This window comes from Limnohabitans sp. 2KL-1 (assembly GCF_003063435.1).
Classification (GTDB): Bacteria; Pseudomonadota; Gammaproteobacteria; order Burkholderiales; family Burkholderiaceae_C; genus Limnohabitans_A.
Genome location: NZ_NESL01000003.1, coordinates 279,755 through 300,665, shown reverse-complemented (window position 1 = coordinate 300,665; position 20,911 = coordinate 279,755). Strand labels below are relative to the sequence as shown.

The following is a 20,911-nucleotide window of genomic DNA, read 5'->3' as shown; positions in this document are numbered from 1 at the left end:
GCCCATTGATTATTTCTGGGGGTCAGTTCAAACCCTGGTCTGTTTGCTGTTGTGGCCTGCGGCTAGCAGGCTGCTTGGTCAACAAGGCCTTGGTGGCCACGAACGACTTGTTCGCCAACATGTATGAAGCCGACTTCAAAGGCGGTCGTCCCAGCGTTGCACCCGAGAAGTTGTTGCGCGCCATGCTTTGCGAGGTGCTCTACAGCGTGCGTTCCGAGCGAATGCGCATGGAACAAATTCGTGGCGCAGGCCGATGAACGGCAACTGCTCTCGGGCGAACACTGCAGCGTGGATGGCACCTTGATCCAAGCGTGGGCGGGCCACAAAAGCTTTGTGCCCAAAGACCGCCAAGACGGTGACGACAGCGATGGTGGCTACTTCCGCAACCCGAGGCACAGCAACGAAACCCACGAATCGAGTTCGCAGGTCGCGATCGATCTTCTCGGCGTCTCAATTCAGCAAAGGGATGGACTTGTAATCCGGCCCTTTTTGAATTGACTTGAGGTAAGCGTGGATGTCAACCAACTCTTGGTTGGACAAGATCTTTTCGCTGTAAGGGGGCATGGGCCCTTTGGTATGCCTCACGAAGGCTTGTATGTATTCAATCGGTTTGGGTTCAGGGGCCAGTTTGGGCCCGGCAATACCGCCTTGCCCCACAAAGCCGTGACACCCCCAGCAACCATTTTTGAAATAGGCTTGTTTGCCACTTTCGGCAGAGCCTGTCATCGTTTGTGCATTGAGGTGGAGAGCCGTGCTCATCAGAGCAACACCCAAAGACATCATCACAGTGTATTTTTTCATGGTGCGCTCTTTCTTCAACGTGGTTGAGTCCACACATTCAACAAAGCTGGATGGCCAGACTTGACCACGGCCACGGCTTCCTTCAACGCAAATGCCAATTGAGCCGGATCCTTGATCGGCCCCTTGGCCCACCATCCCATCGATTTGGCCAGTTCGTGGTACTGGATGTCGGGGTTTTCGATGCTGGTGCCCACGGGGCCCATGTCACCTTCTAACTTCACTTTGCGATTTCGGAAATTTGCCAAACGTTGCAGGTGCATGACTTCTTGGTGATAGCCCCTGTTGTTGTGCATCACGCTGAGCAATGGAATTTTGTGTTTGGCGGCGGTCCAAAGGACGCCCGGTGCAAACATCAAGTCACCATCTGATTGAATACTGACCGAAAAACGTCCCAAATCTCGGTTGGCCAGTGCTGCACCCACTGAAGCGGGCGCACCATAACCGACGCCGTAACCCCCTGATCTGCCTAACCAGTGGTGATGTTTCTCCATGGGCCAAAGCCGTACGGGCCAATTGCTGACGTTGCCTTCTGAGGCTACCAATGCCCAGTCTTCATTCTTGACAGCTGCAAAAGTCTCCATGACCAATCGAGCTGTGCTGATGGGGCTCTCGTTCCAACCCAGCGCTGCGGCAGTGCGCGTACGAATCCGATCTTCCTGATAGGTTTTGCGCTGGAGTTCGCCCCGTTTGGCGATGGCATCCTTTTTGTCTGCGGGCAAAGCAGAACGAACCGCTTCGATCAGGGAGGGCAAAGTCGTTTGCGCATCGGCAGCCATTTGGACATCAACGACTTGGAAGCGCTGGAAGTCTTGGTAATTGGATTTGGTCAGAAGATCGACTGAATTGATGCTGATGAGCCTGGTTTCAGGTTTGATGCGTGACGCGTTGGTGCCATGCCCTTCATTGGAGTTATTGTCTGTATAGGCATTGACCGTGGCCCAAAAATCGGAAAGTTCCAGTCCAATGATCACGTCTGCGTTGGCAATGGCCGTGGCTGGCGAACTCAAATAGTGGGTCTTGGGGAAGTTCATGCTGACATGCATGGCTTTTGGTCTTTGCATTCACGCGAAACTGAGGCCCGACCGTTTTTGCGCCAGTTCGTTCAGAGAGGCATTCGCGGCAACACGCCGCGGGATATCCTCACGAATGATTTTTCTTCAGCTGTCCAGCTCAATCTTTCTGTCCTTGGCCACTTGGGTCCAACGTTCGATGTCTGACTTGATGAAAGCCTGAAAATGGCCGGGGGTCATGGGCTTCAAGGCCACGGCCTCGGAGGACAGTTTGTCCTTGAAGTCTTGTTGCGTGAGGATTTTGTTCAAGGCCTCATTGATTTGCTTGACCAAAGGTTCAGGCAGTCCTGCTGGTCCCATCACCCCATACCACTGCTCGCCATCAAAGCCAGGCAGCCCGACCTCTTCAAATGTGGGGATATCTTTGAGCAGTTCGTGTCGGGTTTTTCCTGTCACTGCCAGGGCACGCATGCGGCCGCTGCGGATGTGGGGCAATGCGCCTGCCAGACTGGGGAACAGGGCCTGTGTTTGTCCTGACATCAAGTCCACGTTGGCGGGTGCCACACCCCGGTAAGGGATGTGGATCATGAAGGTGTTGGTTTGCAGTTTGAACAGTTCGCCCACCAGGTGGGTCAGTGTGCCTGCGCCTGCCGAGCCATAGGCGAGCTTGCCCGGTTGGCTGCGCACATATTGGATAAAACTTTGGATGTCTTTGGCTGGCACGTTGGGATTGACGCACAACACATTGGGTGCCGTGCCGATCATGCCGATGGCGCTGAAGTCTTTCAGTGCGTCATAGGGGAGTTTGCGGGTGGCGGGGGATGTGCCGTGTGTGGCCACATAAGCCTGGATCAGGGTGTAGCCATCGGGCTGGGCTCGCGCCGCAGTCTGGCATGCGATGGCACCGCCGCCGCCCGAGATGTTGTCGATGACGATGGGCTGCCCCAGTAATTTGGACAGCCGTTCACAGGTGGCGCGCCCGATCATGTCGGCACCACCGCCTGCGGGCACAGGAATGATGTAGCGTATGGGTTTGATCGGGTAAGACGCCTGAGCCATGCTCATGGGACTCAATCCCATCAAAGAGGCGCTGGCCAGAAAGGTTCGTCTTTTCAGCTGGGTCATGGACACTCCGATCAAGGTGTCCTACCGTACCATTGCATGAGTGCGCGTCCGTCAGGAAATACCCCAGCAGGCTGTGAGCTTTGTTGACGCCTCTTTCTCTATTTGTTCACGCCGTCTGCTCCGTCCAGTCGAGCCAGAATTTGCGCAGTTCGCTGGCGTCCTTGGTGGTAGCGACCTTCATCCAAAACGCGTTCATCTTCCAGTGCATGCACCACTCGCAGTGCACCGATTTCCTGCCGCAAAATGTTCACGCCCGGGTAACGGTCGTGGGCTGAGGCCGCCGGATCGACTTTGGATTCCAGCACAAACGCACCGCCTGGTTTGAGGCTTTGGCCCAATTGACCGTACAGGCGCTGGCGCACGGCACTGTCGGGTTGCGCAAAGATGGAGACCACGAGGTCCCATCGTTGGGTGCCCATGTCAAAGTCCGCCAGGTCAGCACGGATGCATGTCAACGGGACGCCCTGTTGCCGAGCCAGGCGTTGGGCTTTTTGCAAACCCACTTCTGAAAAGTCAACGGCGGTGACTTCAAAGCCCAGCTGGGCCAGAAACACGGCATTTCGGCCTTCCCCTTCGCCAAGCGACAGGGCTTTGCCGCGAGGCAGCTTTGGCGCACAGGCCATCAAAAAGTCATTGGCCACTTTGCCGTAGGCAAAGCCTTCTTCCTTGAAACGGTCATCCCAATAGCTGCTGCCTTTGGGGGGGGTGATTTTGTCGGGTGCGGTCACGGGTGTTCCTTGCGGATGGGTTCAGGGGGCTGCGCAAGCGGGGCACGGAATTCGAGGGCAGAGGGCAAGTGCCCATGCGCCAGCTCAATGCCCCACGCCTGTCGAATCGCATCCACCGTGGCCAGTGCTGTGGCCTCGGCGGCCATCACGGTCAGCAGCATCAAATCCACTGGACCGGCTTCAGTGCCGGTGGCCATGGCAAACAAGGTGTCCCCGTCCAACGTGGTGTGCGCCGGGCGGATGCTGCGGGCCAGGCCGTCGTGCGCGCTCATGGCCAGGCGTTTGGCTTGGGCTTTGGTGAGGGTGGCGTTGGTGGCGACCACGCCAATGGTGGTGTTGGTGCCGGGCAGGGGGCGACTGCCGCGCTCGCCGGCCAGCAAGGCGCGTTGGGTGTCCAGCAAGTTGTGCCCATTGGCCGTGCGTGCTCCGGCCAGCACCTGGCCTGTGGCCGGGTCGATCACATCGCCCACCGCGTTGCAGGCCACCAAGGCACCGACTACCCATGGCCCTACGCGCACGCTGGCGTTGCCGATGCCGCCTTTCATGCAGCGGTCCAAGCCAAAGAGTTTGCCCACGCAAGCCCCTGCGCCCGCGCCCACATTGCCTGCGGCGGGTGGGGCCGTTGTGGCTGCCTCGCATGCTGCGTAACCTGCTTCTGCGCCGGGCCGGGCTTTCGGGTTGTCGCCCAGGCGCACCACGGGCAAGTCAAACAACACGGCGGCAGGCACGATCGGCACCCGGCCGTAGCCGGTTTCAAAACCGATGCCCTGCTCATCGAGCCAGCGCACCACGCCCGTGGCGGCGTCTAGCCCGAAAGCGCTGCCGCCGCTCAGCACCACGGCATGCACTTTGTCGACCAGATTGGCCGGGTCCAGCAAATCGGTCTCGCGGGTGCCCGGGGCGGCGCCGCGCACATCCACCGCACCCACCGCGCCTTGGGGTGCCAGCACCACCGAGCAGCCGGTCAGGCGCTCGCTCAGTGTGAAATGACCGACCTGCAGGCCGGGCACATCCACGATGGAACCCACGAGGGCGTCTTGGGCGCTGTTTACAATCGTTTGCGATGCCATCTCAACTCTTTTCATCGTTGCTCACAGACCCCGAGGATAGCGCGTGCCCCTGTTTTTTTTGAGTCGGCTGTTGAGCTTTGTATTGACGCTGTTGGCCACCTCGGTCGTGGTCTTTGCCGTGCTGGAGTTGCTGCCGGGCAATGCCGCGCAGGTGATCTTGGGCGAAACGGCCACGCCGGAATCGATCGCTGCTATGGAAGACAAGCTGGGTCTGAACCAGCCCGCAGCCACCCGCTACTTGAGCTGGATGGGCGGCATGCTGCAGGGCCAGACAGGCATGAGCATTTCTTACGACACCCCCACGGCCCAGTTGATGGCCGAGCGCATGCAGGTGACGCTGCCCTTGGCTGTGATGGCCATGGGCCTGACGGTGGCGCTGGCGCTGGCGCTGGGCATTTACGCTGCTTCACAGCAAAACAAGGCGGGCGATGTGGGCGTGATGACGCTCAGCCAGCTGGGTCTGGCGCTGCCTAATTTCTGGCTGGCCATTCTTTTGATCCTGCTTTTTGCGGTGCACCTGGAGTGGGTGAGCGCGGGCGGTTTTCCGGGTTGGTCCGAAGACGATGGCGGCGGGGTGATTGAGGGCGTGAAGGCTTTGCTCTTGCCCGCCATGGCGCTGGCGGCGGTGCAGACGGCGATTCTGACGCGGGTGACCCGCTCGGCCGTGCTCGACACTTTGCGTGAGGATTTTGTGCGTACCGCCCGGGCCAAAGGCCTGTCTCGCCGTCAGGTGCTCTGGGGCCATGTGCTGCGCAACGCCATGATCCCAGTGCTCACGGTGATGGGCCTGCAGTTTGGCAATCTGATCACCAGCGCCATCGTGATTGAAAACGTGTTTGTGCTGCCCGGCATTGGGCGGCTGATTTTTCAGGCCATTGCCAACCGCGATTTGATCGTGGTGCGCGATGTGGTCATGTTGCTGTCGGCGCTGGTCATCCTGATCAACTTTTGCATCGACGTGCTGTATGCGTGGATCGATCCGCGATTGAAGGCAGGCCATGCGGGATAAGCACACGTTCTGGCGACGCGCTTTGCGCCACCCGAGTTTTGTCGCGGGTGGGGCCATGGTGCTGCTGATGGTGCTGTGCGCGGTGCTGTCCTTGTTTTGGTCGCCTTACCCGGTGGGCGACATCGACATTCCCAACAAATTGGCCTCGCCCAGCGCGGCGCATTGGCTGGGCACCGACAGCCTGGGGCGCGACATTGGGTCTTTGCTTTTGGTGGGCAGCCAGAACTCCTTGTTGGTGGGTTTCATTGCGGTGGGCATTGGCCTGGGCGTGGGTGTCCCTTTGGGTTTGCTGGCCTCGGCGCGGCGCGGCTGGGTCGAGGAGCTCATCATGCGGGCCTCGGACTTCACCTTCGCCTTTCCGGCTTTGTTGTCGGCCATCATGCTGACCGCGATCTATGGGCCAGGCCTGGTGGTGAGCATTGTGGCCATTGGCATTTTCAACATCCCTGTGTTTGCCCGCATTTCGCGCGGCGCGGCCAACGCGGTCTGGGCGCGCGACTACACGGCTGCTGCCCGCGCCGCAGGCCAGGGCCCGCTGGCCATCACACTCACGCATGTGCTGCCCAACATCGCCAGCGTGCTGATCGTGCAGGCGACCATCCAGTTCGCGATCGCCATCCTGGCCGAGGCAGCTTTGTCTTATTTGGGCCTGGGCACGCAGCCGCCGCAACCCAGTTGGGGCCGCATGCTCAATGAAGCGCAGTCGCAGATGTTCCAGGCCCCCATGCTGGCGGTGTACCCGGGCGCGGCCATTGCGCTGGCGGTGCTGGGGCTGAATTTGCTGGGCGATGGATTGCGCGATGTGCTCGACCCTCGGCTGGCGCGGCAAAGGTGAAGTTGAAGGTGAACATGAGCGATCTTCCAAGCGCCAAGCCTTTGCTGCAAGTCGATGATTTGCGCGTGAGCCTGCCCACGGCCCGGGGCTGGGCACAGGCCCTGCGTGGCGTGTCATGGCGCATGGAGCGGGGCCAGACGGTGGGCCTGATTGGCGAGAGTGGCAGTGGCAAATCGCTCACCGCTTTGGCCCTGATGGGCTTGTTGCCCGAACGCGCCCGCGTGAGTGGCTCCATCTCGCTGCAAGGCCAGGAGCTGGTGGGCCTGCCAGAGCCGCAGATGTGCCGGCTGCGTGGTGCCCGCATGGCCATGATCTTCCAGGAGCCGATGACGGCGCTCAACCCCTTGCACCCGATCTGGAAGCAGATCGCTGAGCCCTTGCGTCTGCACCAATACATGAGCGCCAGCGACGCCAAAGCCCGCGCCCTGCAACTGCTCGAACGCGTGCAGCTGCCCCGGGCGCGTGAGCGTCTTGATGCCTATCCGCACGAACTCTCGGGCGGGCAACGCCAGCGCGTCATGATCTCGATCGCGCTGGCCTGCAGCCCCGACCTGCTGATTGCCGACGAGCCCACCACCGCGCTGGATGTGACGGTGCAAAAAGAGGTGCTGGCGCTCATCCAGCAACTGGTTCGCGAAGATGGCATGGGCTTGCTCTTGATCAGCCATGACTTGGGCCTGATGCGGGACCAGGTGGACCGTGTGATGGTGATGTACGGTGGGGCGGTGGTCGAGAGCGCTGCTACACCTGAGCTGTTTGCACACCGGGCGCACCCTTACACGCGGGGCTTGTTTGCGGCGCGGCCGCGTCTGGGGCTGGCACGTGGCACACGTTTGACCACCATCCCCGGCAGTGTGCCCGAGTTGATGGATTTTCCTGCCGGTTGCGCTTTTGCCGACCGCTGCAGCTTGGCGCTTGACGATTGCCGCCGCATACCACCACAGGCTGAAAGTATCGCCAGCGAAGCCGTTGGCGAAACGCCCCACATGGTCAGTTGCCCGCGCTGGAGGTTGCCATGAGCGTTCCGCCCACATCTGCGCCGCTGCTGGAGGTGAAGCACTTGGGACGGCGCTTTGCCTTGCCCCGCGCGGGTTTGTTTCAACCCGCAGGCGCTTTGCAGGCTTTGTCGGACGTGAGCTTCACGCTGCAGCCGGGCAAAAGCTTGGGCATCGTGGGCGAGTCGGGTTCGGGCAAGTCCACTTTGGCACGGCTGGTCATGGCGCTGGACACGCCCACCGAGGGACAGGTCTTGTTCAAGGGGGTGGACGTTCACCAAACTCGTGGCCTAGCTTTGCGTCAGTTGCGTAGCGGTTTTCAGATGGTGTTTCAGGACCCGTACGGCTCGCTGGACCCGCGCCAAAAAGTGCTGGCCATCGTGACCGAGCCGATCCAGACCTTGCTCAAACCTGTGGATGACCGATCTGAGCTGCGCGACCGCATCGAAAGCAAAGCTGATCTGCGCGACCGCGCCGACAGCAAAGCAGAGCTGCGCGACCGCGCCGCTGAGGCCCTGAGCGAGGTAGGCCTCAGAAGCGCAGACCTCGACAAATACCCGCATGAGTTTTCCGGTGGGCAACGCCAGCGCATTGCCATTGCCCGCGCCTTGATCACGCGCCCTGCATTGATCGTGGCCGATGAGCCGGTCAGTGCGCTCGATGTGTCGGTGCAGGCCCAAGTGCTGAACCTGATGATGGACCTGCAAGACCGCTACGGCCTGAGTTATCTGTTCGTCAGCCACGACCTGGCGGTGGTGAATTTGATGTGCGACGATGTGCTGGTGCTGCAGTCAGGCCGTGTGGTGGAACAAGGCCCCGCAAGCCAAATTTTTCAGCAAGCCGAGCACCCTTACACTCGCAAGTTATTGGCCGCCATTCCGGGCCAGCCCCCTTCATTTTTGACGCAGGAGTCCCCATGAAAAACGTCTTTTCTTTGACCCGCCGCACCCTCGCTTTGAGCTCGGTGGCTGTGTTGGTCGCCACTGGGGTGGCTGCCCCTTTGCAGGCGCAAGCGCAGCCGCGCAAGGATACCGTCACGCTGGGCATGATCCTGGAGCCCACCAGCCTGGACCCGACCATGGCCCCGGCTGCCGCCATCGGTGAAGTGGTGCACTACAACATCTTGGAGGGCCTGACCAAAATCAACGTCGATGGCAGCATCAGCCCGTTGCTGGCCGAGAGCTGGAAAATGGACGCCGACGGCAAGGCCTACACCTTCAAACTGCGCAAAGGCGTGAAGTTCTCGGATGGCACCCATTTTGATTCGGCCGCTGTCAAGTTCAGCTTCGAGCGGGCCAAAGATGCCAAGAGCACCAACAAGGCCAAAGGCGCGGTGTTCAACAACATCAGCCACATCTCCACACCCGACGCGCACACCGTGGTGCTGGTGTTGACCAATCCGGACGGCAACTTCCTGTTCCGCATGGGCGAGAACACCGCCGTCATCCTGCACCCAGACAGCGCCGCCAACGCGGCCACCAAGCCCGTGGGCACAGGTCCTTACAAACTCGACAGCTGGGCCAAAGGCTCTGCGGTGACTTTGTCCAAATGGGATGGCTTTCGCGATGCCAATGCCATCAAAGTGAAGAAGGTCACTTTCCGATTCATCAACGATTCGGCTGCCCAGGTGGCCGCCTTGTTGGCGGGCGACATCGACGGCATGCCGCGTTTCCAGTCACCGCAAAGCCTCAAGCAATTCCAGGCCGACAAGCGCTTTGTGGTCGAGATGGGCAGCTCTGCGGGCAAAGGCATCATGACCATCAACAACCGTAAAAAACCTTTTGACGACGTGCGCGTTCGCCGCGCCTTGTCGCATGCGGTCGACAAAAAAGCTTTCATCGATGGCGTGTTCGAAGGTCTGGCCAAACCCATTGGCAGCCACATGGCCCCCACCGATGCGGGTTATGTGGAGTTGAGCGGTACCTACGCCTATGACCCTGAAAAAGCCAAAGCCCTGCTGAAAGAAGCCGGTGTGCAAACGCCGCTCAATGTCACCTTGACTTTGCCCCCACCGCCTTATGCGCGCAAGGGGGGCGAGATTCTCGCCGCGCAACTGGCGAAAGTCGGCATCGTTGCCAAAATTGAAAACGTGGAATGGGCTCAATGGCTGGGCGGCACCTTCAAGGGCAACTTTGATTTGACGGTCATCAACCATGTGGAGCCGCTGGACTACATGGCCTATGCCAACCCGCAGTACTACTGGGGCTATGACAGCAAGGCCTTCCGCGATCTGGCGGCCAAACATTCTGCAGCCACAACGGCCAAAGAGCGCACGCAACTGTTTGGTGACATGCAGCGCATGATTGCCAAGGATGCGGTGAACGTGTTTTTGTTCAATGCGTCCAATACGGCCGTTTACCGCAAAGGCCTCAAAGGCCTGTGGTCGAGCTCGCCTATTTTCGCCAACGACATGTCCGCCGTTTCCTGGCAGTAAATTGCAGACATAAATTGCAGGCGGCCCCGAATGGCCCCAAAAAGCTTGCTATAATTCAATGCATGATGCGGCTGTAGCTCAGCTGGATAGAGTACTTGGCTACGAACCAAGGGGTCGTGGGTTCGATTCCTGCCAGCCGCACCAAAAATTAGAAAGCCCACAACGAAAGTTGTGGGCTTTTTCTATTTCCGCACTCCAAAACATCCGTCCCCAAAACATGGCCCTTTGTGGCGTTCCGTATTTTTGCCCTTGAACACCAGGACATGAGCAAAGCCTTTACCAAAGAGACCGACGGCGACGATGACGACGAGCTGGGTTTGCCAGCTTTGCCTTCGGGCGCACGCAATTACATGACGCCTGAGGGTTACGCCCGCATGCGGGCCGAGTTGTTTGCCCTGATCGATGACGAGCGGCCCAAGGTGGTCGAGATCGTGCATTGGGCCGCCAGCAACGGCGACCGCTCAGAAAACGGCGATTACCTCTACGGCAAAAAGCGCCTGCGCGAGATCGACCGGCGTATCCGCTTTCTGACCAAGCGACTGGAGATGGCCGAAGTGGTGGACCCTGCAGTGCACCACGGCAGCGACCAGGTGTTTTTTGGGGCCACGGTCACTTACGCAGAGGCCTCGGGCATCGAGCGCACGGTCACGATCTTGGGCATCGATGAAGCCGACAGTTTGCAAGGGCAGGTCAGCTGGGTGTCGCCGATTGCGCGGACCTTGATCAAGTCACGCGAAGGCGATGAACTCAAGCTGGTCACGCCCGCAGGCGTGATCGACATCGAGGTGTTGCAGGTCAGCTATCCGGCGTCGGCCTGACAGCGCTGCTTGGACGCTGGCTGGGCTGTGTCAGGCCGTGGCGTTGCCTTTGTGGGCCTGGCGTTCGGCCTTGACCACCGAGGGGGTGCGCTTGAGATGACGCAAGACCTGCTCCAGATGCGCCACGTCCCGCACAGCAATCACAAACTTCAACTCAGCCATGTCCTGCGGTGAATCGCTGCCCATGTCCACGTGCACGATGTCGGTCTCGGCAGCGGCCAGTGCACCGGCCACACGGGCCAGCACGCCTTTGCCATTGACCACGCTGACGTTGATGGCGGTCTCGAAATTGCGGCTCAATTCGTCTGACCACTCCACCCCAATGAAGCGTTCGCTGTCCTTGTGTTCCAGTTTGCGTGCGGTGGCGCAGTCCCGGGTGTGCACAGCCAGGCCTTCGCCGCGCCCCAAGTAACCCACGATGTCGTCACCGGGCAGTGGGCGGCAGCAGCGTGAATAGACCACCGACGCGTTTTCGCTGCCGTCCAGGGTGATGGCCCCTTGCGAGATGGATTCGTGCGCAGTGAAACGCTCGCGCGTCATCAGCAGTGCATCGGGCTTTTGGCCCCGCTCGGACAGCAAAGCGGTCAGGCGCTTGGCCACAATGGTGGCGATGCGTTTGCCCAGGCCAATGTCCATCAACAAATCTGCGCGGTTGCGGTTGCCCGTGAAACGCAGCAGCTTTTCCCAAATGATCTGATCGGCTTCTTCGTCAGAGGGCAGTTTGTCGATGCCTTCGGCCCGCAGCGCTTGGGACAGGAGTTTTTCGCCCAGCTCGACCGACTCGGTTTGCGCCATGGTCTTGAGGTGGTGGCGGATTTTGGAGCGGGCTCGTCCGGTGCGCACAAAGCCCAACCAAGCTGGGTTGGGGGCCGATACGGGCGCGGTGATCACTTCGACCACATCGCCGTTTTTGAGCTCGGTGCGCAGCGGCACCTGGTCGCCATTGATGCGGGCGGCCATGGCGTGGTCGCCCACCCGGCTGTGGATGGCATAAGCAAAGTCCACCACCGTGGCACCGCGTGGCAAAGCCATGATCTGGCTCTTGGGGGTGAACACATAAACGGCATCGGGAAACAGGTCGACTTTGACGTGGTCCCAGAACTCGGCCGCGTCGCGTGTTTCGGTCTGGATGTCCAAAAGCGATTGCAGCCACTGCGTGCCCAGGCGCTCCGACTGGGCGCTGGCCGATTCATGCGCTTTGTACAGCCAGTGGGCGGCCACGCCGGACTCGGCCACCAGGTGCATGGCCTCGGTGCGCATCTGAAACTCGACGTTCACGCCCGATGGCCCGACCAGTGTGGTGTGCAGCGACTGGTAGCCGTTGACCTTGGCAATGGCGATGTGGTCCTTGAACTTGCCGGGCACAGGCTTGTAGATCTGGTGCAACCAGCCCAGGGCCGTGTAGCAGTCAATCACCGAAGCCACGATGACCCGGAAGCCGTAAATGTCGGTCACCTGGGCAAAGCTCAGGTGCTTTTCATCCATCTTTTTGTAGATGGAGTAAAGGGTTTTTTCGCGGCCACTGATGCGCACGTCCATCTTGGCCTGAGCAAACACCGCCTCGACATCGGCCTGCACCTTTTGAATCAAGTCGCGGCGGCGGTTGCGTGCGCGCGAGACCGCCTTGGTCAACACGGCATAGCGCCAGGGCAGCAGGTGCTTGAAAGCCAGGTCTTGCAGTTCGCGGTAGATCTGGTTCAGGCCCAGGCGGTGGGCAATCGGTGCGTAAATTTCCAGGGTTTCGGAGGCGATGCGGCCCCACTTGCTGCGCGGCATGTCGCCCATGGTGCGCATGTTGTGGGTGCGGTCGGCCAGCTTGATGAGGATGACGCGCACATCGCGGGCCATGGCCAGCAGCATCTTGCGAAACGACTCGGCCTGGTTTTCTTCCCGGGTGTTGAACTCCAGCTTGTCCAGTTTGGTCAGGCCGTCCACCAGTTCGGCCACCGGGGAGCCAAAGCGCTCGATCAACTCGATCTTGGTGACGCCGCAGTCTTCCATGGCGTCGTGCAGCAAGGCCGCGGCCAGTGCCTGCGCGTCCAGTTTCCATTCAGTGCACAGACCGGCCACCGCGATCGGGTGGGTGATGTAGGGCTCGCCACTTTTGCGCATCTGACCCAGGTGGGCTTCGTCGGCAAATTTGTAGGCTCTGCGCACCATGTCCGTTTCGGCTTCGCTGAGGTAGCCGAGTTGGGCTTCCAGGGCTGCGAAACTGGCCGCTGCCGCATTGGCCACAGCCTTGGGTGGCGTGCGGCCGGCAGCGGATTTGGGCGAGGGCGTGAGGGGGCTCATGGCTTCAATGTAACGCAAGCATTTGCAGACGCATGGCGCAGACGAAAAAAAGCCCCATGACTGGGGCATGACAGACCCGGCTGGTGCCGGGACTTGCGGTGGTCAGGAGACCCGCTTGAGCATCTCAATGCCAACTTTACCGGCTGCGATTTCGCGCAAGGCGGTCACGCCGGGTTTGTTTTTGCTTTCGATGCGGGGTGTGTGGCCTTGGCTCAACATGCGGGCGCGGTAAGTGGCGGCCAAAACCAACTGAAAGCGGTTGGGGATCTGTTCCAGGCAATCTTCAACAGTGATGCGGGCCATGAGTTTTCCTTGAAAATGTCTGTGCGGGGTTCAAGCCATCTTGAGGGCTTGAAAGGTGTCAGGCCGGGCGCGGCGCTGAACGTGGTACTTGAGCCGCTGGGCGTGAACAACCGCTTTGAGGTCAAACAGGGCACGATCAAATACTTCGTTGATTATAACGAAGTCGAATTCTTTGGCTTGTGCCATCTCTACCGCCGCATTCTGCAGGCGCAGCTCGATGATCTCAGGCGCATCCTCGCCCCGGCGCTCCAGGCGCGAGCGCAATTCTTCCCAGCTGGGCGGCAAGATGAAGATCAGCACCGCATTGGCGTACATTTTCTTGATCTGCAGGGCACCCTGGTAGTCGATTTCCAGCACCACATCGGCCCCTTGGGCCATGCGGTCTTCGATCATCTTTTTGGAGGTGCCGTAGCGCTGGCCGTGCACATGGGCCCACTCGACAAACGCGTCGCCCAGCACCATGGCGTCGAACTCCTGCGCCGAGGCGAAAAAGTATTCGCGGCCGTGCTTTTCCTGGCCTCGGGGGGCGCGGGTGGTGTGCGAGACGGTGGGTTGTACGCGCGAATCCAGCTCCATCAAGGCCTTGACCAGACTGGATTTGCCAGCCCCGCTGGGGGCGGCCACGACAAACAGGTTTCCTGGGTAATCCATGTTCAGGCTCTTTATTCGATGTTTTGGACTTGTTCGCGCATTTGCTCGATCAGCACTTTCATGTCCACCGAGATGCGGGTCATCTCCAGCACGGCCGATTTGGAGCCCAGGGTGTTGGCTTCGCGGTGCAGCTCCTGGATCAAAAAGTCCAGGCGCTTGCCGATGTCGCCGCCCTTGTCCAGCAAGCGGCTGAGTTCGTCCAGGTGCGAGCGCAGGCGGGTCAGCTCTTCGGCCACATCGATGCGGATGGCAAAGGCGGTGGCCTCGGTCAGGGCCCGGTCTTGCGCGGCTTCGGGCAGGTGGCTGCCATCGGCCAGAGCCATGGCGTCTTTCCAGCGCTCCAGAAAGCGCTGGCGCTGTTGCTCGACGAGCTGCGGCACCAAAGGCACCGCCTGCTCGGCCAAGCTGCGCAGTTGGGCAATGTGACCTTGCAGCATCTCAGTCAGGCGCGCGCCTTCGCGGGCGCGTGCTTCGCGCAGGGCGTCCACCGCTCGCGTGGCCAACTGCATCCAGGCTGCTTCGTCGGGTGCGGTCTGGCCCGAGCTGCCGGCGGTCATGCGCAACACATCGGCCACGCTCAGGGCGCGAGCACCGGGCAACCAGTCCTGAATTTTGTCTTGCAAGGCCGCGATTTTTTGCAGGGCCTGGTGGTTGGGGGCTTGCAAGGCAGCGCCGTCGCCGGCATCCTGGCTGGCGCGCACCTCCACTTTGCCGCGTTTGATCTGGCGGGTGATCAGTTCGCGCAGGCCGGGTTCGAGCTGGCGCAGATCTTCGGGCAGGCGAAAAGACAGGTCCAGAAAACGGCTGTTGACCGAGCGAATTTCGAACCCCAGCCGGGCTGTTGGGGCCGTGCTGGCAGGGGCGTCACCGTCTGCAGCCAGCGGGCTGTGTTGCACGCTGGCGTATCCGGTCATACTGTAAACTGGCATGAATCAAGTTCCTTGTGACAGCGCCAAGCCACACTGGCCATGATGCGCTGCAGATGCTCAGCCTAACAGCTGAGCATGAAACAAGGCATTATCTCAAACTCTTTGGCCCGCCCCGTCTGCACCTGGACGGGTAAGGCGGTCAACACACTTTCAGCGCCACCATGAACACCAATGTCTCTTACGTCCGAAGCGACCGCGCCTGCGATGCATTGCGCCCCGTGCGCATCACCCGCGGTTACACCGTGCACGCCGAAGGCTCGGTGCTCATCGAGTTTGGTCAGACACGGGTGTTGTGCACCGCTTCGGTCGAAGAAAAAGTGCCCGGCCACAAAAAAGGCAGCGGCGAAGGCTGGGTGACTGCCGAATACGGCATGCTGCCCCGTGCCACGCACACCCGGGGTGACCGCGAAGCTGCACGCGGCAAGCAAAGCGGCCGCACGCAAGAGATTCAGCGCCTGATTGGCCGCTCGCTGCGGGCGGTGTTTGACCTGAAAAAACTGGGCGAGCGCACCATTCACCTCGACTGCGATGTGCTGCAAGCCGACGGCGGCACGCGCACCGCAAGCATCACGGGCGCTTTTGTGGCGGCGCAAGACGCCGTCAACTGGCTCATGGCCACGGGCAAACTGAGCGAGTCGCCCATCATCGACCGCGTGGCCGCCATCTCGGTGGGCCTGAAAAACGGCACCCCCTTGCTCGATCTGGATTACCCCGAAGACTCGGCTTGCGACACCGACATGAACGTGGTCATGACCGGTGCGGGCAATTTTGTGGAAGTGCAGGGCACGGCCGAAGGCGTGGCCTTCACCCGCGTCGAGATGGACCGCATGCTGGCCTTGGCCGAAAAAGGCATTGCCCAGCTGGTGCAGCTGCAAAAGCAGGCGCACGACGAGCCCAAGACCCTGACTTTCAGCGCTTGAAGCTTGGCGGTAGGTTCATGAAAATCGTTTTGGCCTCCAACAATGCGGGCAAACTGGCCGAGCTGCAAACCCTGTTGGCGCCACTGGGCATGACGCTGGTGCGCCAGTCCGAGCTGAACATCCCCGAAGCGGCAGAGCCCTTCAAGACCTTCGTTGAAAACGCCTTGGCCAAAGCCCGGCACGCTGCGCAGCTGAGCGGCTTGCCCGCCCTGGCCGATGATGCGGGTTTGTGCGTGGATGCGTTTGGGGGGCAGCCGGGCGTGGACACGGCGTATTACGCCACCCGCTTTGGCTACCCCAAAGGCGATGACACCAATGTCACCGCGCTGCTGGCGCAAATGCAGGGCATCACCAACCGCCGCGCCGCCATGGTCAGCACCTTGGTGGCCGTGCGCAGTGCCGACGACCCGGAGCCCCTGATTGCCGTGGGTCGGGTGGTGGTGCAGATCGCGCCCGAGCGCCGGGGCAGCAACGGATTTGGCTTCGATCCGGTTTTGTTCTTGCCCGAATTTGGCAAGACCTTTGCCGAGCTGCCCACCGAAGTGAAGAATGCCAACAGCCACCGGGGTCGCGCCGCGCAAGCCATGCTGGCGCTGATGCGCGAGCGTTGGCTGGATGGTTCCGCCGCATGAGTCCACACCTTGACCCGGTGCACGCCATGCGCCCCGGCGTGTTGCAGCTCAATGCCTTGCCGCCGCTGTCGCTGTATGTGCATCTGCCCTGGTGCATCAAGAAGTGCCCGTATTGCGACTTCAATTCGCATGAATTTCGGGCCGGGGCCGACGCGCCGTCCACGCAAGACGCCTACATCGACGCCCTGTTCGCCGACTTGGAAGCTAGTCTGCCGCTGATCTGGGGCCGCAGCATCCAGACCGTGTTTTTGGGCGGCGGCACACCCAGCCTGTTTTCGCCTGAAGCGATAGACCGTTTGGTGGGTGGCATCCGTGCCCGCGTGCGCTTGGCACCTGACGCCGAGATCACCATGGAGGCCAACCCCGGCACTTTCGAGAAAGACCGCTTCAAGGCTTTCCGCCAGGCGGGCATCACCCGCTTGTCGATTGGCGTGCAGAGTTTTGACAATGCGCACTTGAAAGCCTTGGGTCGGGTGCACGACCGCGATCAAGCGCTGGCCGCCGTGACCGAAGCCGCGCAGGTGTTTGACACCTTCAACCTGGACCTGATGTACGCCTTGCCGGGCCAGACCTTGGCAGGCCTGACGCAAGACATCCAGACCGCGCTGGCCTTTGCGCCGCCGCACATCTCGATCTACCACTTGACCATCGAGCCCAACACGGTGTTCGCCAAGTTCCCGCCCGCCTTGCCCGAAGACGATCTGGCCTACGAAATGATGGACCGCATCACCGAGCTGACCGGCTTGGCGGGGCTCAACCGTTACGAGGTCTCAGCCTACGCCAAGCCCGGACACCAGTGCGCCCACAACCTGAACTACTGGCAGTTTGGCGACTATCTGGGCATGGGTGCCGGGGCACACAGCAAGCTCAGTTTTGCGCACCGCGTGCTGCGGCAGGTGCGTTACCGCGAACCTGCGCTCTACATGCAGCAGGCCATGAAGGGTGAGCCCGTGACGCAAAGCACCGAGGTGTCACGCCAGGACTTGCCATTCGAATTCATGCTGAACGCCTTGCGTTTGCGCGGTGGGTTTGATTTGGCTGACTATGTGGACCGCACCGGTTTGGCCATGACCAGCATCCAGCAGGGTTTGCAAGCGGCAGAGAAACAAGGCTTGATTGGCCGCGATCTGCACCGGGTCTGGCCGACGGAAAAGGGCTTTGACTTTTTGAGCGATTTGCAAGCGCTGTTTTTGGACGACAGCGCCAGATAAGCGGCTTCAGTGCGGGTGCACGGATGGGCTAATATGGACCCGGTTCAGCACGAATTTCAAGCCGTAAAGCATCAACATGGCACCCGATGCATCCCCGATGAACATGGGCCAGATGTCCACCCAGATGTTGATGTCAGCATGTCCGAGCAGCAGCCAAACCAAATGGTGAACAAGGGCGTTGGCCGCTGCAAAAAACAAGGTCAGATTGAGCAATTGAGATGCGGTCAGGTGCTGCAGTTGCGCACCCATCCCTTGCCATTTGTTCATCAGCTTGAGCATCAGCAGGGGTGTCAAGCCAGAGACCATGCCATTCAAAAATGCCAAGGACATCGACGAGCCACTGAAAAGCTCACGGTCAATGAACCAAGTGGCCAGCATGATGCCCAAAGCGCCGCGCAGACCCATGACCAGGACCAGGATGACCCGAAAACCGGCTGGCAAAAACACCCAATTGACCCCATCGCGGTATTCGAGACTGGAGAAAAGCCATTGGTTGAACTGAAAGAAGCCGAAAAACAAAACCGCGCTGACCAGCGTCAGCACGGTTTTTTCGACAGCGCCCCGCACCAAAAGCTTCATGCAGTCAGCTGCTCATGGGCTTGCTGCATGGATCGCCCCAAATTGTTGAAGTAATTCAGCGTGCGTTGCGTCGGGATCAGGAACTTGGCTCGGCGATCACCGTCCTGGTTCAAGGTGCTGAGCATGTCTTTTTCGCGCAGACGCGTGATGCGTTTGTGCAAGGTGGCAGGCGACCCCAGATCCGCCAGACCGATGGCTTCGCGAACCGTCATGGGCTGGTTTTCGTACCAGCGCAACACCACCGACTCCAGCAAAGCCACTTCGTTGGCGTCCATGTCTTGTCCATCGGGTAAAGCCTGAACCACCTTGGCCAGCTGAAGGAAGCGCAAATATGCAGAGGCAAAAGGACTTTGTGGTTTTTCCATAGGTTTCAATTTTATCGAATTAATTGGCAAAACTAAATGGACGGCCCGGCCTGTAGATGTAACGGTTGATGACTCATGGCTCACTGTGCGGAGATTTTCCTTTCACGGATGATGCGTCCCCAGGTCGCGGTCTCCTTGGCCATGTACCGCGCCAAATCGTCGCGCGAACCGGGCATGGGGGTCAGGCCATGCTTGTTCAATTGTTCCACCACATCGGGGGCCGACAAAACCTTGACCAACTCTGCGTTCCAACGGTCCAGCAGGAGAGCTGGCACCTTGGACGAGGCCACGAAAGCGTACCAGTTGGTGGCGCTGAAACCTGGATAGCCCGATTCGGCGATGGTCGGGATGTTGGGCAAGCTGTTCAGGCGTTGCGTGCCGGTGCTGGCCAGCGGCACCACTTTGCCGGCCTCGATATGGGGTGCAGCCGTGGCGTAAGTGGCGTACCAGGCAGCTACGCGCCCACCCAACAGGTCTTGCAATGCAGCGGCACCACCTTTGTAAGGGACATGCAATGTGTCGATCTTGGCCATGTCGTTCAAAAGTTCTCCTGCCAGATGCGATGCGGAGCCGGGGCCTGTGGAGGCAAAGTCCAGTTTGCCGGGATCTTTTTTGGCGTGGGCAATGAACTCGCTGAAACTTTTGATGCCGGTGCCTGGATGCACCACCAGCACGTTGGGGAAGTTCACCGCCATGGTCAACGGTGCCAGATCCTTGACCGGGTCGTAGGGCAGTTTCATCATGCTGGGCGCAATGGTCAGTGGACCGACTGAGCCCAACAACAGCACACTGCCGTCGGCCGGGCCGGTGGCGGTGTATTGGTGGGCAATGTTGCCGCCTGCACCGGCCTTGTTCTCCACAGTGACCGAGATGCCCAGGTTTTCGCCGAGCTTTTTGGCAATGATGCGTGCGCCCATGTCAGCAGCCCCGCCAGCGACAAATCCGACCACCAGGCTGACGTTTTTCTTGGGTGGAAACTCCTGCGCCCAAGTCTGACTGGTTGACAAAAGCGAAGTCGATGCGAAGAAAAGTCCCCACAGAAATGGGCGTCGATGGGCAAAGTGCGATGCATAAGGGGTTTGCATGTTTTTGTCTCTGTGAAATGAAAAACAAAGCCTAGCATGAGCGCCGCAGACTGAGCGTCACTTGAGGGCAAGGACTGGGTGGCCCAAGCTTTGATGTGGTGAATCTGAAATGGTTAAGCTGCCATCACTTTCGGAGACAAACCATGAAACATTCCATCGCCATCATCGGTCTCGGCATCATGGGCCGACGCATGCTTGAGAACACGTTGCTTCACCCGGCTTTTGAGGTCTGCGGGGTGTGGGACCCGTCGCCCGTCTCGGTGGCTAAAACCCTTGAGGCCATGCCTGACGTGCCCGTTGCCCAGAGTGCGCAGGCCGCCATGGCCGGGGCCGAGGTGGTCTATCTGGCTTGCCCACCAGGACCTCGCAAAACCTACGCCCTTCAGGCGGCGGCAGCCGGACAAGGCGTGTTCATGGAAAAACCTTTGGGCACCGACAATGCGCAAAGTCGCGATTTGGTCGCTGAGTTGCGCCAGGCCCGTCTGCCGGGCGTGGTCAACTTCACGCAGGCGGCATCTCGGGGCTTTGAGGCCTTGCAACAGGCCATCGACACAGGTCGAACCGGTGAGCTGTTGGGCATCGACATCGTGGTCAATTACCCCGCTTGGCCGCGCTCCTGGCAAAAAGACGCCGATTGGTTGCGCCTGCGCCATGAGGGGGGCTACACCCGCGAAGTGATTTCGCATTTCCTGTTTCTGGCTGGGCGTTTTCTGGGGCCGTTGACTTTGCAGCATGCCTCGCCGCGCTACCCGCTAGACCCGGCTTTGTGCGAACTCGACATGTTGGCCCGTTTGACCACCGCAGATGGCAAACCCGTCACGGTCATGGCCACCACGGGAGGCCAGCAGCCAGACCGGCAGGAGGTCACCGTGCGCGGCAGCCGCATGAACCACCAGTTCAGGGAGTTCTATCAACTGTGGCAATCAGATGGCGGGCCATGGCAAGAGACGCTGGACTGGACCACCGAAGACCCGCGCACCAGTGCGCTGCAGCGTCAATTGAGTGAAGTGGACTTGTGGTTGCGAGGTCAGCCGCACAAACTGGCCACGGCAGAGGAAGCCTTGGCGGTTCAGGAACTGGTGGAGGCAATGTTGCTGGGCAAGGCCTGATTTTTCTTTG

At 60.3% G+C, this 20,911-nt stretch carries 22 protein-coding genes, 1 tRNA gene and 1 pseudogene; 12 read left to right on the top strand and 12 right to left on the bottom strand.

Annotated features, from left to right (window positions below; genetic code table 11):
- Positions 1–56 precede the first annotated feature (56 nt).
- Positions 57–423: pseudogene (locus tag B9Z47_RS18925) on the top strand (transposase); the annotation flags it as partial.
- A gap of 27 nt (positions 424–450) precedes the next feature.
- On the opposite strand, the gene B9Z47_RS09550 reads toward B9Z47_RS18925, so the two are convergent.
- The 5 genes from B9Z47_RS09550 to B9Z47_RS09530 all read right to left on the bottom strand — a co-directional run bounded on the left by B9Z47_RS09550 (position 451) and on the right by B9Z47_RS09530 (position 4,734).
- Entirely contained in the window at positions 451–819 is a 369-nt protein-coding gene (locus B9Z47_RS09550) for a cytochrome c (protein ID WP_158271660.1), read from the bottom strand.
- A complete protein-coding gene (locus B9Z47_RS09545; RefSeq protein ID WP_158271659.1) occupies positions 816–1,772 on the bottom strand; it encodes a thiamine pyrophosphate-dependent enzyme in 957 nt (318 codons plus the stop codon). Before B9Z47_RS09545 ends, B9Z47_RS09550 begins: the two co-directional genes overlap by 4 nt.
- 186 nt (positions 1,773–1,958) lie before the next feature.
- Positions 1,959–2,936, bottom strand: coding sequence for a Bug family tripartite tricarboxylate transporter substrate binding protein (locus B9Z47_RS09540; RefSeq protein ID WP_369912008.1), 978 nt, complete (start codon positions 2,934–2,936; stop codon positions 1,959–1,961).
- Between the two features lie 98 nt (positions 2,937–3,034).
- The gene (locus B9Z47_RS09535) at positions 3,035–3,664 is read right to left on the bottom strand and encodes a bifunctional 2-polyprenyl-6-hydroxyphenol methylase/3-demethylubiquinol 3-O-methyltransferase UbiG (protein ID WP_108331002.1); all 630 of its coding nucleotides are present in this window, start codon (positions 3,662–3,664) and stop codon (positions 3,035–3,037) included.
- Positions 3,661–4,734: a P1 family peptidase gene (locus B9Z47_RS09530; protein WP_108331001.1), complete on the bottom strand. Its 1,074-nt coding sequence runs from the start codon at positions 4,732–4,734 to the stop codon at positions 3,661–3,663. Before B9Z47_RS09530 ends, B9Z47_RS09535 begins: the two co-directional genes overlap by 4 nt.
- A gap of 43 nt (positions 4,735–4,777) precedes the next feature.
- Between B9Z47_RS09530 and B9Z47_RS09525 the strand changes: the two genes are divergently transcribed.
- The 7 genes from B9Z47_RS09525 (at position 4,778) to greB (ending at position 10,825) form a co-directional block, all read left to right on the top strand.
- Positions 4,778–5,743 (top strand): ABC transporter permease, encoded by a 966-nt coding sequence (locus B9Z47_RS09525; protein WP_108331000.1) that lies wholly within the window; start codon positions 4,778–4,780, stop codon positions 5,741–5,743.
- Entirely contained in the window at positions 5,733–6,578 is an 846-nt protein-coding gene (locus B9Z47_RS09520; RefSeq protein ID WP_108330999.1) for an ABC transporter permease, read from the top strand. The genes B9Z47_RS09525 and B9Z47_RS09520 overlap by 11 nt, the downstream gene beginning before the upstream one ends.
- 14 nt (positions 6,579–6,592) lie before the next feature.
- A complete protein-coding gene (locus tag B9Z47_RS09515; protein WP_108331198.1) occupies positions 6,593–7,597 on the top strand; it encodes an ABC transporter ATP-binding protein in 1,005 nt (334 codons plus the stop codon).
- A complete protein-coding gene (locus B9Z47_RS09510; RefSeq protein WP_108330998.1) occupies positions 7,594–8,493 on the top strand; it encodes an ATP-binding cassette domain-containing protein in 900 nt (299 codons plus the stop codon). The genes B9Z47_RS09515 and B9Z47_RS09510 overlap by 4 nt, the downstream gene beginning before the upstream one ends.
- Positions 8,490–10,007 (top strand): ABC transporter substrate-binding protein, encoded by a 1,518-nt coding sequence (locus B9Z47_RS09505; protein ID WP_108330997.1) that lies wholly within the window; start codon positions 8,490–8,492, stop codon positions 10,005–10,007. Before B9Z47_RS09510 ends, B9Z47_RS09505 begins: the two co-directional genes overlap by 4 nt.
- A 67-nt stretch (positions 10,008–10,074) precedes the next feature.
- Positions 10,075–10,151 (top strand) — tRNA-Arg (locus B9Z47_RS09500).
- A gap of 119 nt (positions 10,152–10,270) precedes the next feature.
- On the top strand, positions 10,271–10,825 hold the full coding sequence (greB, locus tag B9Z47_RS09495) for a transcription elongation factor GreB (RefSeq protein ID WP_108330996.1): 555 nt from the start codon (positions 10,271–10,273) through the stop codon (positions 10,823–10,825).
- Positions 10,826–10,855: 30 nt separating this feature from the next.
- On the opposite strand, the gene B9Z47_RS09490 is transcribed toward greB, so the two are convergent.
- The 4 genes from B9Z47_RS09490 to B9Z47_RS09475 form a co-directional block, all read right to left on the bottom strand.
- A complete protein-coding gene (locus B9Z47_RS09490; protein ID WP_108331197.1) occupies positions 10,856–13,117 on the bottom strand; it encodes a bifunctional (p)ppGpp synthetase/guanosine-3',5'-bis(diphosphate) 3'-pyrophosphohydrolase in 2,262 nt (753 codons plus the stop codon).
- A 102-nt stretch (positions 13,118–13,219) separates the two neighbouring features.
- Positions 13,220–13,420, bottom strand: coding sequence for a DNA-directed RNA polymerase subunit omega (rpoZ, locus tag B9Z47_RS09485; RefSeq protein WP_062402588.1), 201 nt, complete (start codon positions 13,418–13,420; stop codon positions 13,220–13,222).
- A 30-nt stretch (positions 13,421–13,450) separates the two neighbouring features.
- Positions 13,451–14,071, bottom strand: a complete 621-nt coding sequence (gmk, locus tag B9Z47_RS09480) for a guanylate kinase (RefSeq protein WP_108330995.1) — start codon at positions 14,069–14,071, stop codon at positions 13,451–13,453.
- An 11-nt stretch (positions 14,072–14,082) separates the two neighbouring features.
- Positions 14,083–14,985 (bottom strand): YicC/YloC family endoribonuclease, encoded by a 903-nt coding sequence (locus B9Z47_RS09475; RefSeq protein ID WP_108330994.1) that lies wholly within the window; start codon positions 14,983–14,985, stop codon positions 14,083–14,085.
- Positions 14,986–15,218: 233 nt separating this feature from the next.
- Here B9Z47_RS09475 and rph point away from each other — a divergent pair, with 233 nt between their 5' ends.
- Genes rph through hemW form a run of 3 tightly spaced genes read left to right on the top strand, consistent with a single transcriptional unit; the run spans position 15,219 to position 17,763 of the window.
- Positions 15,219–15,920, top strand: a complete 702-nt coding sequence (gene rph / locus B9Z47_RS09470) for a ribonuclease PH (RefSeq protein WP_369912084.1) — start codon at positions 15,219–15,221, stop codon at positions 15,918–15,920.
- Positions 15,921–15,937: 17 nt separating this feature from the next.
- Positions 15,938–16,552: an RdgB/HAM1 family non-canonical purine NTP pyrophosphatase gene (gene rdgB, locus B9Z47_RS09465; protein ID WP_108330992.1), complete on the top strand. Its 615-nt coding sequence runs from the start codon at positions 15,938–15,940 to the stop codon at positions 16,550–16,552.
- Complete coding sequence (hemW, locus tag B9Z47_RS09460; protein WP_108330991.1) at positions 16,549–17,763, top strand: radical SAM family heme chaperone HemW; 1,215 nt, start codon at positions 16,549–16,551, stop codon at positions 17,761–17,763. Before rdgB ends, hemW begins: the two co-directional genes overlap by 4 nt.
- 6 nt (positions 17,764–17,769) lie before the next feature.
- Here the strand turns inward: hemW and B9Z47_RS09455 are convergent, their stop codons facing one another.
- The 3 genes from B9Z47_RS09455 to B9Z47_RS09445 form a co-directional block, all read right to left on the bottom strand.
- The gene (locus B9Z47_RS09455; protein WP_108330990.1) at positions 17,770–18,342 is read right to left on the bottom strand and encodes a hypothetical protein; all 573 of its coding nucleotides are present in this window, start codon (positions 18,340–18,342) and stop codon (positions 17,770–17,772) included.
- Entirely contained in the window at positions 18,339–18,707 is a 369-nt protein-coding gene (locus B9Z47_RS09450) for a hypothetical protein (protein ID WP_108330989.1), read from the bottom strand. Before B9Z47_RS09450 ends, B9Z47_RS09455 begins: the two co-directional genes overlap by 4 nt.
- An 80-nt stretch (positions 18,708–18,787) precedes the next feature.
- Positions 18,788–19,792 (bottom strand): tripartite tricarboxylate transporter substrate binding protein, encoded by a 1,005-nt coding sequence (locus B9Z47_RS09445; protein ID WP_108330988.1) that lies wholly within the window; start codon positions 19,790–19,792, stop codon positions 18,788–18,790.
- A 143-nt stretch (positions 19,793–19,935) separates the two neighbouring features.
- Here B9Z47_RS09445 and B9Z47_RS09440 point away from each other — a divergent pair, with 143 nt between their 5' ends.
- Positions 19,936–20,901, top strand: a complete 966-nt coding sequence (locus tag B9Z47_RS09440) for a Gfo/Idh/MocA family protein (protein WP_108330987.1) — start codon at positions 19,936–19,938, stop codon at positions 20,899–20,901.
- Positions 20,902–20,911 lie beyond the last annotated feature (10 nt).

What these genes read in the sequence shown, in the direction of transcription:
- B9Z47_RS09540 (WP_369912008.1), bottom strand. Translation starts at nt 2,936, where the DNA reads ATGACCCAGCTGAAAAGACGAACCTTTCTGGCCAGCGCCTCTTTGATG.
- B9Z47_RS09530 (WP_108331001.1), bottom strand. Translation starts at nt 4,734, where the DNA reads ATGGCATCGCAAACGATTGTAAACAGCGCCCAAGACGCCCTCGTGGGT.
- B9Z47_RS09520 (WP_108330999.1), top strand. Translation starts at nt 5,733, where the DNA reads ATGCGGGATAAGCACACGTTCTGGCGACGCGCTTTGCGCCACCCGAGT.
- B9Z47_RS09515 (WP_108331198.1), top strand. Translation starts at nt 6,593, where the DNA reads ATGAGCGATCTTCCAAGCGCCAAGCCTTTGCTGCAAGTCGATGATTTG.
- B9Z47_RS09510 (WP_108330998.1), top strand. Translation starts at nt 7,594, where the DNA reads ATGAGCGTTCCGCCCACATCTGCGCCGCTGCTGGAGGTGAAGCACTTG.
- B9Z47_RS09505 (WP_108330997.1), top strand. Translation starts at nt 8,490, where the DNA reads ATGAAAAACGTCTTTTCTTTGACCCGCCGCACCCTCGCTTTGAGCTCG.
- greB (WP_108330996.1), top strand. Translation starts at nt 10,271, where the DNA reads ATGAGCAAAGCCTTTACCAAAGAGACCGACGGCGACGATGACGACGAG.
- B9Z47_RS09490 (WP_108331197.1), bottom strand. Translation starts at nt 13,117, where the DNA reads ATGAGCCCCCTCACGCCCTCGCCCAAATCCGCTGCCGGCCGCACGCCA.
- rpoZ (WP_062402588.1), bottom strand. Translation starts at nt 13,420, where the DNA reads ATGGCCCGCATCACTGTTGAAGATTGCCTGGAACAGATCCCCAACCGC.
- gmk (WP_108330995.1), bottom strand. Translation starts at nt 14,071, where the DNA reads ATGGATTACCCAGGAAACCTGTTTGTCGTGGCCGCCCCCAGCGGGGCT.
- B9Z47_RS09475 (WP_108330994.1), bottom strand. Translation starts at nt 14,985, where the DNA reads ATGACCGGATACGCCAGCGTGCAACACAGCCCGCTGGCTGCAGACGGT.
- rdgB (WP_108330992.1), top strand. Translation starts at nt 15,938, where the DNA reads ATGAAAATCGTTTTGGCCTCCAACAATGCGGGCAAACTGGCCGAGCTG.
- hemW (WP_108330991.1), top strand. Translation starts at nt 16,549, where the DNA reads ATGAGTCCACACCTTGACCCGGTGCACGCCATGCGCCCCGGCGTGTTG.
- B9Z47_RS09455 (WP_108330990.1), bottom strand. Translation starts at nt 18,342, where the DNA reads ATGAAGCTTTTGGTGCGGGGCGCTGTCGAAAAAACCGTGCTGACGCTG.
- B9Z47_RS09450 (WP_108330989.1), bottom strand. Translation starts at nt 18,707, where the DNA reads ATGGAAAAACCACAAAGTCCTTTTGCCTCTGCATATTTGCGCTTCCTT.
- B9Z47_RS09445 (WP_108330988.1), bottom strand. Translation starts at nt 19,792, where the DNA reads ATGCAAACCCCTTATGCATCGCACTTTGCCCATCGACGCCCATTTCTG.
- B9Z47_RS09440 (WP_108330987.1), top strand. Translation starts at nt 19,936, where the DNA reads ATGAAACATTCCATCGCCATCATCGGTCTCGGCATCATGGGCCGACGC.